Origin of the sequence: Nonomuraea antimicrobica, assembly GCF_039536965.1 — a bacterium.
Lineage (GTDB): Bacteria > Actinomycetota > Actinomycetes > Streptosporangiales > Streptosporangiaceae > Nonomuraea > Nonomuraea antimicrobica.
The window spans coordinates 45,909-59,813 of record NZ_BAAAZP010000232.1 but is presented as its reverse complement, the minus strand read 5'-3'; the positions used below and the strand labels follow the sequence as shown (position 1 = coordinate 59,813).

At 71.8% G+C, this 13,905-nt stretch carries 12 protein-coding genes; 6 read left to right on the top strand and 6 right to left on the bottom strand.

Annotated features, from left to right (window positions below; translation table 11 throughout):
- The 4 genes from ABD844_RS49090 to mtrA form a co-directional block, all read right to left on the bottom strand.
- The coding region (locus ABD844_RS49090) for a ComF family protein (RefSeq protein ID WP_425568791.1) at window positions 1-382 on the bottom strand (382 nt) is incomplete at its 3' end.
- A 127-nt stretch (window positions 383-509) separates the two neighbouring features.
- Window positions 510-2,231, bottom strand: a complete 1,722-nt coding sequence (locus ABD844_RS49085) for an LpqB family beta-propeller domain-containing protein (RefSeq protein WP_344895747.1) — start codon at window positions 2,229-2,231, stop codon at window positions 510-512.
- Window positions 2,218-4,047: an MtrAB system histidine kinase MtrB gene (gene mtrB / locus ABD844_RS49080; RefSeq protein ID WP_425568790.1), complete on the bottom strand. Its 1,830-nt coding sequence runs from the start codon at window positions 4,045-4,047 to the stop codon at window positions 2,218-2,220. Before mtrB ends, ABD844_RS49085 begins: the two co-directional genes overlap by 14 nt.
- An 18-nt stretch (window positions 4,048-4,065) precedes the next feature.
- Window positions 4,066-4,743 (bottom strand): MtrAB system response regulator MtrA, encoded by a 678-nt coding sequence (gene mtrA / locus ABD844_RS49075; RefSeq protein ID WP_090763607.1) that lies wholly within the window; start codon window positions 4,741-4,743, stop codon window positions 4,066-4,068.
- Between the two features lie 388 nt (window positions 4,744-5,131).
- Here mtrA and ABD844_RS49070 point away from each other — a divergent pair, with 388 nt between their 5' ends.
- Genes ABD844_RS49070 through ABD844_RS49050 form a run of 5 tightly spaced genes read left to right on the top strand, consistent with a single transcriptional unit; the run spans window position 5,132 to window position 10,495 of the window.
- A complete protein-coding gene (locus tag ABD844_RS49070; protein WP_344895733.1) occupies window positions 5,132-6,313 on the top strand; it encodes a DUF7847 domain-containing protein in 1,182 nt (393 codons plus the stop codon).
- Window positions 6,310-6,939, top strand: a complete 630-nt coding sequence (locus ABD844_RS49065; protein WP_344895730.1) for a DUF4129 domain-containing protein — start codon at window positions 6,310-6,312, stop codon at window positions 6,937-6,939. The genes ABD844_RS49070 and ABD844_RS49065 overlap by 4 nt, the downstream gene beginning before the upstream one ends.
- Window positions 6,936-8,117: a DUF4350 domain-containing protein gene (locus ABD844_RS49060; RefSeq protein WP_344895727.1), complete on the top strand. Its 1,182-nt coding sequence runs from the start codon at window positions 6,936-6,938 to the stop codon at window positions 8,115-8,117. The genes ABD844_RS49065 and ABD844_RS49060 overlap by 4 nt, the downstream gene beginning before the upstream one ends.
- A complete protein-coding gene (locus tag ABD844_RS49055; protein WP_344895724.1) occupies window positions 8,107-9,087 on the top strand; it encodes an AAA family ATPase in 981 nt (326 codons plus the stop codon). The genes ABD844_RS49060 and ABD844_RS49055 overlap by 11 nt, the downstream gene beginning before the upstream one ends.
- A gap of 34 nt (window positions 9,088-9,121) precedes the next feature.
- The gene (locus tag ABD844_RS49050; protein WP_344895721.1) at window positions 9,122-10,495 is read left to right on the top strand and encodes a DUF58 domain-containing protein; all 1,374 of its coding nucleotides are present in this window, start codon (window positions 9,122-9,124) and stop codon (window positions 10,493-10,495) included.
- On the opposite strand, the gene ABD844_RS49045 is transcribed toward ABD844_RS49050, so the two are convergent.
- The gene (locus ABD844_RS49045; protein WP_344895718.1) at window positions 10,492-11,484 is read right to left on the bottom strand and encodes a stage II sporulation protein M; all 993 of its coding nucleotides are present in this window, start codon (window positions 11,482-11,484) and stop codon (window positions 10,492-10,494) included. The genes ABD844_RS49050 and ABD844_RS49045 overlap by 4 nt on opposite strands.
- A 51-nt stretch (window positions 11,485-11,535) precedes the next feature.
- On the opposite strand from ABD844_RS49045, the gene ABD844_RS49040 reads away from it, so the two are divergent.
- A complete protein-coding gene (locus tag ABD844_RS49040) occupies window positions 11,536-12,465 on the top strand; it encodes an RDD family protein (protein ID WP_344895715.1) in 930 nt (309 codons plus the stop codon).
- Window positions 12,466-12,502: 37 nt separating this feature from the next.
- On the opposite strand, the gene ABD844_RS49035 is transcribed toward ABD844_RS49040, so the two are convergent.
- Entirely contained in the window at window positions 12,503-13,885 is a 1,383-nt protein-coding gene (locus tag ABD844_RS49035; RefSeq protein WP_344895712.1) for an LVIVD repeat-containing protein, read from the bottom strand.
- Window positions 13,886-13,905: the final 20 nt, after the last annotated feature.

Here is a 13,905-nt window from a genome sequence, read left to right as displayed (position 1 = left end):
CCGCCAGCCGCCCCACGGGGTCGTGCCCCCGCTGCCGCGCGCTGCGCCGCGTGCTCGGCACCGGCACCACCGCGAACCCCGACCGCGCCCAGCCGTCGGAGTGCCGCAGCGCCGTCACGGCCGTGTGCGCGACGGCCTCCGCCAGCACCCCGGCCAGCGCCACGGCGCCCCGCTCCTTGTACGCCACGATCACCCTGCGCACCACGCCCTCGTAGGGGGCCGCCGCCCAGCACTCGGGCAGGCCAGGCGGGGGCGGGCGCGGCGTCCGTCTGGCGGGGGCCGCGGTCAGGGCCGCGAAGCAGCGCGGGCAGCACGCCGCCCCTCCTGCGCCGCAGCCAGCGCACGAGGTCGGCAGAACCAGGTCGAGTACGGCGCTCAGCACGCGCCCAGCATGCCCACCCCCACCGACAATTCCGCCCCCGCCAACGCCCCGCGAGCCCGGTGAAGCCCGGTGAAGCCCAATGGGCCCGGCGAAGCCCGGTGAGCCCGGCGAAGCCCGGTGAGGGCGGTCAGCCCAGGGGGAAGATCGGCTGGCCGGCCTCGGGCTCGATCTTGGCCGTCCACGTCTGCCGGTCCTGGTCCAGCTCCCAGACCTTGGTCCCGCCCTCCGACTCCGCCAGGATGCGGCCGTCCACGGCCGCCACCGACTTCAGCCGGTCCTTCAACGGCACCCCGGTCGTCTCCCCGTCCCCCACGTTGATCTCGTTGAGAATCTGCCCGGCCTTGCTCTCCTCCAGCACGAGCAGGTGCTCGTCGTCCCCCCACGCGATGTCCACGATCTCGTCGCCCACCTCGGTGGTGGTCAGCAACTGGAAGTTGCCCAGCGTCGTCGCCGTCCCCTCACCGATCAGGGCCCCGATCTGGACGGTGTTCTTGCCTGTGGTCACCACCACCCGGACGCCGTCCCTGGCGATGCGCAGCCGGGTGACGTCCAGGTCGGCCAGGTTGGGCGCCTGGATCCGCTCCAGTGCCGGCCCTCGAACCGGGTCGTAACGCAGCAGAGCGGCCTTCTTGCGGTCGTACGTCCACAGGGAGCCGTCGCGGTGCCAGGTGGGCGGTGTGAGGTCGGTGCCGGGGATGACCTCCTGCCAGCGCCCGTCGTGCCTGAGCCACGCCACCGAGATGCCGGTCGAGGTCCTGGCCGCGACGAGCGCCTCGCCCCCGTTGTGCTCCTTCGAGACGGCGAAGTCGGAGTAGCCGCCGCGCTGCTCCCCCGCCGCCCCGGCCACGACGCCGGCGGGGCCGTCCTTGCCCAGGTAGTGGACCGCGCCCTTGTTGACGTAGTAGGCGGTGTCGCCGCTGTCGTCGAGCCACTCGTCCACGGCGTCGGGCCGGTCGGTGGTGAACTCCTCGCCGTCCAACTGGACCTCGATGACGCGGCCCTTGGCGATCTCGTTCATGTTGAGGCTGTGCCTGATCTGGGCGCTGAGCGCGTCTTCCGCGCTGCGGTCGAGCAGGCCCGACAGGTTGATCACCACCCGCTCCTCACTCGACCCGATCGACTCGATCTTGGTGCTGGGCGGGAGGCTCGTGGTGACGGCGCCGCGCAGCGCCTCGGTCGGCGGCTTGAGCAGGCGTTCGAGCACGGTCTGCGCGAACGACTCGCTGGTCTTCAGCCGCAGCCGCACGCGGTCGACGACCAGCCGGCTCCGGGTGCCGCGGTTGAGGTAGTAGAGGTCGGTCGGCCGGTACGAGCGCAGCACGTCGGCGTTCGTGAGCAGCAGCCCAGGAGGCAGGTCGTTGACCAGGTAACCACCCTGCGGGGTCTTGACCAGCTCGTACGTCTTCTCCCACTTCCCGGTGGTGGGCTTGTACGCGTCGTCCTCGTTGATGCGGGCCACCCAGCGCCCCTTGAGCACGGCCTTCAGGCTCGTCTCCGCGTCCTCGCGCGGCGGGGGCGGCACGACCTCGTACTGGTCCTCGAGCACCGTCACGGGGCCCTCGGCGGTCCACTTGGCCCTGGCCGCGGGGGTCAGGTACTGGGGCAGGATCGACGGGTCGTCCGCGTAGACGGCCATGGCGGCCTGGAGTCCCCGGATCGTCTCGTTGGGGCCCCACGTCTTCTGCGGCGGGATGGCGATCATGCGCTGGAACGGCTTGGTCAGCGGGTCGCCGCCGCCTTCGTCGCTCACGGTGTTCGGGCCGCTCACGATGACGGTGCAGCCCGAGCCCGTCCACGCCAGGGCGAGCGCGATCGCGCCCACCGCCGCCAGCCGCCTAGTCCTCGTCATGCCCGACCCCATGTCCGGCGCCGTGCCCGGCCCCATGTGCCGCACCGTGCCCTGCACCGTGTCCTGCCCCATGTCCGGCCCCGTGTCCTGCGCCGTCTCCCGAGGCCGGCAGCAGCACGGGCGTCATGGCGGTCCGCCAGGTGCGGCGCATCTCGATCTCGGGCGGCACCAGCGACAGCGGCGAGCCCTTAAGGTCGGCCCCCGCCCTCCTCGGCAGCGTCAGCCTGAACTGCGAGCCCTCGCCCGGCTGCCCCCACGCCTGCAGCCAGCCGCCGTGCAGCGTGGCGTCCTCGCGCGAGATGGCCAGCCCGAGCCCGGTGCCGCCGATGGTCCTGGCCCGTGACGGGTCGGCCCGCCAGAACCGGTCGAACACCATCGTCTCCTCGCCCGGCTTGAGCCCGATGCCGTGGTCGCGTACGGCGACCGCCACGGCGTCGCGGTCGACGCCGACGGTGACCACGACCTCCCTGCCCTCGCCGTGCTCGATGGCGTTGAACAGCAGGTTGCGCAGGATGCGCTCGACCCTGCGGTTGTCGACCTCCACCATGCACGGCTCGTGCGGGATCCTGATGTCGAAGCGGGTCGTGTGCCGCTCGGCCAGCGCGGCGGAGTCGGCGATGGCGCGGTCCACGACGTCGCGCATGTCCACCGAGTCGATGTCGAGCGTGGCGGCGCCGGCGTCGTAGCGGCTGATCTCCAGCAGGTCGGCCAGCATCGACTCGAACCGTTCGAGCTGGGCCTGCATCAACTCGGCCGAGCGGGCGGCCATGGGGTCGAAGTCCTCGCGGGCGTCGTAGAGCAGGTCGGCGGCCATGCGCACGGTGGTCAGCGGCGTGCGCAGCTCGTGGGAGACGTCGGAGACGAACTGCCGCTGGACCTGGGAGAGCTCCTCCAGTTGGTGGATCTTCAGCGCGAGGTTGGCGGCCATCTCGTTGAACGAGTTCGCCAGGCGGGCCAGGTCGTCCTCGCCGCGCACCTTGAGCCGTTCGTCCAGCTTGCCGGAGGCCAGGCGCTCGGCGGCCTGGCGCGCGAGCCGTACGGGGGTCACGACCTGCCGGGCGACCAGGTACGCGATGGCGGCCAGCAGCAGCACGAGCCCGAGGCCGACCACGACGATGGCCAGCCTGACGTTGGTCAGCAGGTCCTCTTCGTCGTTGAACGGGAAGAAGTGGTAGACCTCGTAGTCCTGGCCGGTGGCGGGCACGTGGACGACGCCCCCGACCACGTACGTGAGGCTGGCCTGGCCCTCGCCGGGAAACCTGATCGACTGCGTGAACCCGATCGCCTTGTCGAACTTGGACTCGCGGATGTTGCGCCGCAGGTTGAGCTGCAGCGCCGTCGGGATGTTCCCTGGCACCACGCTGCCCGACGCCCGCGACTCACCGGGGGTGTTCAGGTTGAGCACCAGCACGTCGTAGCGCTTCTCCGAGCCGCCCTGACCCGAGCCGGTGACGGTGCCCATCACCTCGTCGAGCCGGTTGGCGGCGCCCTTCTTGCCGCCCTCGGCCGCCAGGGTCTGCTCGTCGGCCTCGGGGGTCAGCGCGTCGGCGATCTGCAGCCGGTCGGCGAGCGCTTCGCTGGCGGAGGACGACTGGCTCTTCTCGACGACCGACTTGCTGATCTGGCCGAACAGGAACGTGCCGAGCACCACCACCACGATCACCGAGATCACCAGCGTGCTGGTGACCACCTGGAGCTGGAGCGAGCGCCGCCACACGCTGCGCGCCCTGCGCACCGCACGCCGCGCCCTCCGGCGGACGCCACCGAGAATCTGGCGGAACGTCCGTCGGCGGAAGCTCTTCTTCGTCGGGGGCATGGCGGGGCGGCGCGGGGGTCAGGCTGGGCCGGCTTTGTAGCCCACGCCCCGGACCGTGACGACGATCTCGGGGTGCTCGGGGTCCTTCTCGATCTTGGCCCGGAGCCGCTGCACGTGGACGTTGACCAGCCGCGTGTCGGCGGCGTGGCGGTAGCCCCACACCTGCTCGAGCAGGACCTCGCGGGTGAACACCTGGCGCGGCTTGCGGGCCAGCGCGACCAGCAGGTCGAACTCCAGCGGCGTGAGGTTGATGGTCTCGTCGCCGCGCTTGACCGAGTGCCCGGCCACGTCGATGGTGATGTCGCCGATCTGCAGGATCTCGGGGGTCGGCTCGTCGGTACGGCGCAGCCGCGCCCGCACCCTGGCCACCAGTTCCTTCGGCTTGAACGGCTTGACGATGTAGTCGTCGGCCCCCGACTCGAGACCGAGGACGACGTCGATCGTGTCGCTCTTCGCCGTGAGCATGACGATGGGGACCCCCGACTCGGCCCTGATCCTGCGCGCGACGTCGATGCCGTCGGCCCCCGGCAGCATCAGGTCGAGCAGGACCAGGTCCGGGCGTGTATCCCGGAACGCGTCGAGGGCCTTGTCGCCGTCGGAGACAAATGACGGCTCGAAGCCTTCTCCCCGCAGCACGATCCCCAGCATCTCGGCGAGAGCGGCGTCGTCGTCGACGACCAGCACGCGACCTTTCATGGCCCCTCATTCGTTCTACGCATTGTGGGACATACCCGCACGATCGCTGAAGGTTACCCTTGGTTGACCCATGGGTGTGACGTGAGCCCTGCAAAAGGCGAATTTTAGGTCCGCCCCCCGCGACCGCAATATCAGTCTGCGGTAACAGAGCAACTTTCGGCCATCCCTGGAGAGGAACCTTGCCCTGATTCGTCGGCGAATGTGGGCAAGATGCGACGGCGAATCCCCTCTGTGACACCAATGACCCGTTCAGCGTGCCAGGATTGGGGACATGTCAGACGGTCACGGTCCCCCGCCCGAGACGCCATCAGGCTGGTCGGCCGAGCAGCCCCCGCCCTACAGCGCCCCGCCGGCCTCTCCGTGGACCGCGCCAGGCTCGGAGCAACAGGTGCCTTACGGGCAGCCCTACGGCCGGCCCCCGCAGCAGCAGACCCCCCACGGGCCCGGGCCCCAAACACCATACCCGCCCCATCCACAACAACCGCCACCCGCGCAGCCCGGCCTCGGCCCGGGATACGGGCCGGGGTATGGCTACACGCCGCACCCGCCCGCGCTGCGGCCGGGCATCATCCCGCTGCGGCCCCTCGCCCTCGGCGACCTGCTCGACGGCACGATCAAGCTGATCCGCTCCAACCCCAAGGCCGTGCTCGGGCTCTCGGCCGTGGCCGCCCTGCTCGCCGCGATACCGCTGGCCGTGGGCCAGGCGTTCATGCTCGACTCCGTGGGCGGCGCGCTCGCCGACCCCGAGAGCGCGGCGGCCGCCGAGCAGGAGCTCTCCAGCATGTACGGCGTCATCGGCCAGTACGGCCCCACGCTGATCTCCTACGTGGTGCAGTTCGTCGTCGTGACCCTGCTGACCGGCGTGCTCACCCGCATACTCGGCCGGGCCGTCTTCGGCGGCAACCTGACCGCGGGCGAGGCCTGGGGCCTGGTCAAGGGCCGCATGCCGGCGCTCTTCGGCGTGGTGGGCCTGATGGCCGTCATCATGCTGGTGCCGCTGCTCGTCTTCGCGCTGCTCATGTTCGCGATCGCGGCCAGCGCGTCGGCCGACTCGGTCGGCATGGTCATTGGGCTGACGCTGCTGTTCATCGTCGCGTACTTCGCCTACTACCTGTTCTTCCGCACCCGCTTCGCCTTCGCCTCGTCGGTCGTGGTGCTGGAGGGCCGGGGCCCGCTCGACGCCATGCGGCGCTCGTGGCACCTGGTGACCGGCGACTTCTGGCGGGTGCTCGGCATCCTGCTGCTGACGTCGCTGCTCGTCGGGCTCGTGGCCGGGCTGCTGACAGTGCCGTTCACGCTGGCGGGGACCATGTTCGGCATGTTCGGCGCGGGCGCGCTGTCCACGACGATCGTGTCGGCCGTGCTGATCGCGATCGGCGGCACGCTCGGGGCGATGCTCACCTACCCGTTCGAGGCGGGCGTCGCCGGCCTGCTGTACGCCGACCGCCGGATGCGCAGCGAGGCGTTCGACCTGGTGCTGCAGACGGCGGCCATCGAGCAGCAGCGCCAGGGCTGGGTGCACGCCTCGGCCGACGAGCTGTGGCACCCGTCCAACTCGGCCAGGCCGTGAGCCCTGTCGACAGAGGGGAGGCCGCGGGCGAGGCCGCGAGAGAGCTCCTCAAAGCCGAATACCAGCGCGAACCACTGCTCGACCTGATCTACCGCCGGGTCACGCAGTTCCTCGGCGACCTCACGGACGCGGCCGTGGGCGGCGGCAGGACGGGCGGGATCATCGCCTCCATCCTCATCGTCGCGATCCTGCTCGGCGTGATCGGGCTGGTCGCGTGGCGGTTGCGCCGGACGGCGCGCAAGAAGGCGCTGCGGGTCGGCGGGCTGTTCGGGGCGCGGGCCATGACCGCGGCCGAGCACCGGCAGGCCGCGGAACGGCTGGCCAGGGAAGGGCAATGGACCCCGGCCGTCCAGGAACGGCTGCGGGCCATCGCGCGTGACCTGGAGGAGCGGGCGCTCGTCGACGGCATGCCGGGGCGCACGGCGCACGAGTTGGCGGCCGAGGCGGCGGTGGCGCTGCCCGCCTTCGCCGGGGAACTGTCGGCGGCGGCCCGGTCGTTCGACGACGTGACGTACGGCGGGGTGACGGGCACGAGGGAGGCGTACGAGGCGATGACGTCTCTCGACGAACGCCTGCGCCAGGCCCGCCCGGCCCCGCTCGTCCCGGCCGGAGGTGCGCAGGCATGAGCGTCGCCACGCGACCGGAGGCCGGGCCGGGCGAGTCCTACTCCACCTCGCCCACCGCCCGCTCCGCCTGGCGTTCCAGTCGCATGATCGTGCTGCTGGGCGTCCTCGTCGTGCTCGTCGCCGTCGTGGGGGTCCTCATCGGCCGCGACCCGGCCCCGGCCCGCCCGCTCGACCCCGACGACACCTCGCTCGCGGGCTCCAAGGCCCTGGCCGAGCTGCTGCGCGACCGGGGCGTCACCGTCGACCGGGTCGACTCCGCCGAGGCCGCCGCCGCCAAGGCCGCCACGGGCGACCGGCTACTGCTGATCACCGACACCATGTACGTCGACGAGTTCGCCCTGGCCAGGATCCCCGGCGACCGCCTGATCGTCGGCGGCCTCGTCGACCTGAGCCTGCTCGCCCCCGGTGTCCGCGAAGACGCCATCTCGGCCCGTACCCGCTCGCGCGAGCCCGAATGCGGGCTGCCCGCCGCGACCGCCGCGGGCAGCGCGTACCTGGGCGGGGCCACGCTGCTCGGCGCGTCGGGCTCGACCGGCTGCTACCCGGCGGGCGAGGGGCACGCGCTGGTCACCTTCCCGTACGGCGGTGGCGTCATCACGGTGGTCGGCGACGGCGGCTTCATGACCAACCAGCGCCTGGCCGAGGACGGCAACGCGGCGCTGGCGCTCAACCTCATCGGCACCGGCAAGCCCGTCACCTGGCTGGTACGCCCCGACGACCCGCCCGCCCTCGACCTCCCCGGCGAGAGCGGCCGGTCGATGTACGACCTCATGCCCGACAGCATCCGCTGGGCCGTCTATATGTCGATCATCGCCGTGGCCGCCGCCGCGTTCTGGCGGGGCCGGCGCCTCGGGCCCGTGGTGGCGGAGCGGCTGCCCGTCATCGTCCGGGCCTCCGAGACGGTCGAGGGGCGCGGCCGCCTCTACCGGGCCAGGCGGGCCCGTGACCGCGCGGCCGACTCGCTGCGCGCCGGCACGATCGACCGGCTGACCCCGAGACTCGGGCTCGCCTCCGGCGCGGGCGGACACGAGATCGTCGCGGCGCTCGCCGCCCGTACCGGGCAGGACGCGCACCAGGTGGGGGCCGCCCTCTACGGCCCGCCGCCGGGTGACGACGCGGGGCTCGTCAAGCTGGCCGGATATCTGGACTTCATCGAAAGGCAGGTCAATGAACGTTGAGGAGACCTTCCGCGTCCCGGCCTCGGCCGACTCGGCCAGGGAGGCGCTCGCCGCGCTGCGGACCGAGGTGTCCAAGGCCGTGGTCGGGCAGGACGCGGTGGTCACGGGGCTGGTCATCGCGCTGCTCTGCAGGGGGCACGTGCTGCTCGAAGGCGTGCCGGGCGTGGCCAAGACGCTGATGGCCCGTACGCTGGCGGCGGCGCTGGCGCTCGACTTCAAGCGCGTGCAGTTCACCCCCGACCTGATGCCGGGCGACGTGACGGGATCGTTGATCTACGACACGAAGACCGCGGAGTTCGAGTTCCGCGAGGGCCCGGTGTTCACGAACCTGCTGCTCGCCGACGAGATCAACCGCACCCCGCCGAAGACGCAGGCGGCGCTGCTGGAGGCCATGGAGGAGCGTCAGGTCAGCGTGGAGGGCTCGGCCCGCGAGCTGCCCGACCCGTTCGTGGTGTGCGCGACCCAGAACCCCGTCGAGTACGAGGGCACCTACCAGCTCCCCGAGGCCCAGCTCGACCGGTTCCTGCTCAAGCTGACCGTGCCGCTGCCCCCGCGCGAGCAGGAGATCTCCGTGCTCGACCGGCACGCCCGCGGCTTCGACCCGCGCGACCTGACGGAGATCAAGGCCGTCGCCTCGGCCGGTGACCTGGCGGCGGGCCGCCAGGCGGTCGCCACGGTGCACGTGGCGCCCGAGGTGCTCGGCTACATCGTGGACGTGGCCCGCGCCACCAGGAACTCGCCGTCGCTCCAGCTCGGCGTCTCCCCGCGCGGCGCGACCGCGCTGCTGGCCGCCTCGCGGGCGTGGGCGTGGCTGTCCGGGCGCCCGTACGTCACGCCCGACGACGTGAAGGCGCTGGCCAGGCCCGCGCTGCGGCACCGCGTCCAGCTCCGGCCCGAGGCCGAGCTGGAGGGTGCGACCGCCGACGGCCTCCTCGACGGCATCCTGGCCTCGGTCCCGGTCCCGCGCTGATGCCCGTGACGCGACGCACAGGACGGGTGGACCGATGGCTCTGACGGGACGCGCCGGGCTCGTCGCGGCGGTCGGGATCGTGGCGGTGCTGCTCGCGCCGCAGCCCGCCGCCGCGCTGGCCGGGGTATGCCTGCTGCTGGCCGCCGGGATCGTCGTGGACCTGGTCTTCGCCGGTGCCGTACGCCCGCTGCGCCTGCACCGCTCCGGCGACACGCTGATCCGGCTCGGCCAGCAGGCCACCGTGGAGCTGCTGGTCGAGAACCCGGGCGGCCGGCGCGTACGCGGCGTGCTCAGGGACGCCTGGCCGCCGTCCGCGGGCGTGGATCCGCGGGTCGCCGCGCTCGACGTGCCCGCCGGTGAGCGCCGCAAGATCGTCCTCACGCTCACGCCGACCAGGCGCGGCGACCGCTCCTCCGTGGGCGTCACCGTGCGCTCGGTCGGGCCGCTCGGCCTGGCCGCCCGCCAGGGCGCGCATCAGGCGCCGTGGACGGTCCGGGTGCTGCCGCCGTTCCTGTCGCGCAAGCACCTGCCCGCCAAGCTGGCCCGGCTCAGAGAGCTCGACGGGCAGCACCCGGCGCTGGTGCGCGGTCAGGGCACCGAGTTCGACTCCCTGCGCGAGTACGTGGTGGGCGACGACGTGCGCTCCATCGACTGGCGGGCCTCCGCGCGCCGCAACGACGTGGTCGTCCGCACCTGGCGGCCCGAACGCGACCGCCGCGTGCTGATCGTGCTCGACACCGGCCGCACGTCTGCGGGGCGGGTGGGCGCCGCGCCGATCCCCCTGGCCGGGGCCGCGCCGGGTGGCGGCGGGCTGCTCGTGCGGCCCGATCTCCGCCCGGCGCCGGGCTGGCCGCGCCTCGACTGGTCGATGGACGCCGCGCTGCTGCTGGCCGCGCTGGCCGCCAGAGCCGGTGACCAGGTGGACTTCCTGGCCTACGACCGGGGCGTACGCGCCTGGGTGGGCGGGGCGTCCCGGACGGAGCTGTTGTCGTCGCTGGTCAACGTGATGGCACCGATCGAGGCGGAGCTGGTCGAGGCCGACTCGCAGGGCATGGTGGCGGCCATCCTGTCGCGGGCCAAACGGCGTTGCCTGGTGGTGCTGCTCACCGACCTGAACCCGGCGGCCATGGACGAGGGGCTCATGCCGGTGCTGCCGCAGCTCTCCTCGCGGCACCTGGTGCTGGTGGCCGGGGTGTCCGACCCGAGCGTGGCGGCCATGGCGGGCATGCGGGGGTCGGTCGAGGAGGTGTACGACGCCGCGGCGGCCGAGCAGGCCCAGCTCGGGCGCAGGCGCATCACGGCCAGGCTGCGGCGGCACGGGGTCGAGGTCGTGGACGCGCCCCCGGACGACATCGCCCCGGCGCTGGCGGACGCGTATTTGGCGTTGAAGGCCCAGGGACGCCTCTAGGCGGTCGGGGCGACGTCGGGGGCGCGCTCGATGTCGCCGGTCTCGTTCCTGAGCAGGGCACGGCGGCCGAAGACGATCACGTACGCGAGGAAGGCCACCTCGGCGAGCACCCCGATGCCCACCCGCGCCCACGTGGGCAGCCCCGACGGCGTCACGAACGCCTCGATCAGCCCCGACACGAACAGCACCACGACCAGGCCCAGCGCCACGCTCATCACCGCCCGGCCCTGCTCGGCCAGCACGTCGAGCCGCCTGCGCGGGCCGGGGGCGATGACCGTCCAGCCCAGGCGCATGCCCACGGCCGCGGCCAGGAACACGGCGGTCAGCTCCAGCAGGCCGTGCGGGAGGATCAGGCCGAAGAAGATGTCCAGCTTGTCCCTGGAGGCCATCAGGCCGGCGGAGACGGCGACGTTCTCGGCGTTGGCGTAGAGCGCGTACGGGATGGGCAGCCCCAGGAGCACCGCGTAAATGATCATCTGGGCGGCGATCCACGCGTTGTTCGTCCAGACGCGGCCGGCGAAGGAGGCGGCCGGGTGCTCGGAGTAGTAGTCGGCGAAATCCTCATTGACGAGTTGCGTGATCTGGTCCGGGCTCGCGATCGACGCCTGGACCTCCGGATTGGCCGCCACCCACGCCGCGATCACCCACGAGACCGCCACGAACGCCACCGAGGCGGCCAGCCACCACCACCTCGCCCGGTAGGCCACCACGGGGAAGGACACCGTGAAGAAGCGCGTCAGCTCCCGCCAGGCGGGCGTGTGCGCGCCGGTCACCGCGGACCTGGCCCTGGCCACCAGCGCCGACAGCCGCCCGACGAGCATCGCGTCCGTGGACGACGACCGGACGATGGACAGATGCGTGGCCACCCGCTGGTAGAGCTCCACCAACTCGTCCACCTCGGTGCCCGTCAGCGACGAACGGCGCTTGACCAGGTGGTCGAGCCGGTCCCAGACCGGGCGGTGTGCTGTGACGAACGCATCGATGTCCACCCGAACATTCTGGCCGCTCAATCAGGGGAACATAGCCGTTAGGCTCCACATATGTCAGAGGTTGTGACCGGCGATGCCGTCGTCCTCGATGTACGGGTGGCGCAGGTGCCCACCCGCGCGCTGGCGACCGTCATCGACCTGGCCGTGCAGTTCACGGTGCTGGTGGGGGCCTACCTGCTGTTAGGCGCGTTCGCCCCCGTCACCGACTTCGCCATGTTCGCCACCGTCATGCTCGTGCTGATGGTGCTGGTGATGGTGGGCTATCCGGTGATGTTCGAGACCTTCAGCAGGGGGCGCAGCCTCGGCAAGCTGGCGCTCGGGCTGCGGGTGGTCGGCGACGACGGGAGCCCTGAGCGCTTCCGCCAGGCGTTGTTCCGCGGGCTGGCGGGGGTGCTGGAGTTCTGGCTGCTGTCGGGCGCTCCGGCGCTGATCTCGTCGCTGGTCTCGCAGCGCGGCAAGCGACTCGGCGACGTGTTCGCGGGCACCATCGTGATCTCCGAACGGGCGCCGCGCGACAGGGCAAACGCGATCATGATGCCGCCGCAGCTCGTGGGCTGGGCGGCCACGCTGGAGCTCTCCCAGCTTCCCGACGAGGTGGCGCAGGCCGCCAGACAATATCTGTCGCGTTGGCACGACCTGTCACCCCAGGTGCAGTACGAGATGGGCGTGCGCATCGCGACCCAGATGGCGGCCTACGTGTCGCCCGCCGCCCCCGCCGGGGTCCCTGCCCACGCGTACCTCAGCGCCGTCCTGGCCGAGCGGCGGCGGCGGGAGCAGGCGCGTTTCGCCCAGCGGATGGGAAAGGCGGACGTGCGGCAGCCCGTGCAGAGCGTGCCTCCTCCGCGGGGGCCCGCCTACCCGCTTCCCCCGCCGAATGTCCCGCAGGGGGCGCCGTACGCGCCGCCGCCTCCCTACGTGCCCCCGGCGCCCGCGCCGGAGCCGCCGAGGGCGACTCCGGGCGGGTTCGCGCCACCGCAGTAGAGCCTCGGTAGAGCGCGTTCACGGGGACGCCGTCACCTCAGTGGCGTCCCCACTCGCGGTACGACTCCTGCGTCTGCACGTTCAACCGGTCGGTACGAACGTTCCTGGCGCCGTCCGTCAGCCGATCGCTGATCTTGATGACGTCGAGGCCCTCGTTGAAGTCGGCCGCGTAGATGTAGCCGTTGTAGTAGTAGGCGGACCAGACGCCGCCGCCACCGCCCGCCGCGCGGGGACCGCGCTCGAAGAAGCCGATCTCCCTCGGGTTGGCGGCGTCGGTGAAGTCCCAGATCGACACCCCGCCCATGTACCACGCCTGCACCATGATGTCGCGGCCCTTGACCGGGATCAGCGAGCCGTTGTGGGCCACGCAGTTCTCGCTGTCGGCCTGGTACCGCGAGATCTTGAAGTAGCTCTTGAACACGAGCTGCCCGTTCACGATCTCGTAGATCGCGTCCGCCCCGCGGTTCGGCCCGGTCGCCTCGTTGCAGGTGGCCGCGCCGCCGCCGCCGAGCTCGTCGGTGAAGACGACCTTCTTGGCGTCGTTGGTGAAGGTGGCCGAGTGCCAGAACGCGAAGTTCGGGTCCGTGGTCCTGGCGGTGACCTTCGGGTTCAGCCGGTCGGAGATGTCGAACAGCACGCCGTCACCCATGCACGCGCCCGCCGCGAGGTCCTTCTCGGCGAACATGGTGATGTCGTGGCAGCCGCTGGTCGGCACCAGCAGCCCCGGCTGGGTCTCGTTGCCGCCGTCGGGGAAGACGACCGGCGTGGCGGCGACCGCGGCGGCGCCCGGGTCCCGCAGCGGCACCTTGATGATCGAGATCTTGTCGTGCGGCGGCGCGCAGTCGGGGAAGTTCGCGGCCGGCAGATACGACGACACGTAGATGTAGACGTTCTTGTTCCGGTCGCGGCCCTTGCCCGGCACCAGGGTCAGGGTGTGGGAGCCGCAGTTGGTCTCGACCGACTTGATGTACTTCGGGTTGGCCTTGTCGGAGACGTCGAAGATGCGGACGCCCTCCCACGACTCCTTGATCGCCGCGCTCTGCGAGGTGCTGTTGCACGAGTCGTCGCTGCGCGAGGAGTCCACGGCGGTGAACAGCAGGTCACCGTAGACGCTCACGTCCATCTGGCTGCCGGGGCAGACGACCGAGCTGACGGGCTTGGCCTTCTTGGGGTTGCGGATGTCGTAGATCGAGAAGCCGCCGTAGTTGCCGACGTAGGCGTAGTCGCCCTGGAAGGCGATGTCGGTGTTGATGTTGGCGGCGATCGGGGCGGGCTTGGGGATGTTCAGTACGTGGCTCACGTTGGGGCTGGTGACCACGGTGTCGGGCGGCGGGATGTCGGCGGCCAGCGCGGGCACACCCGCCAGCGCTAAGACGGCGGCCGCCGCCGCCACGATCAGAGAACGGCGCGGTGAGGACACTCGGGAGCCTCCTTGAGCAG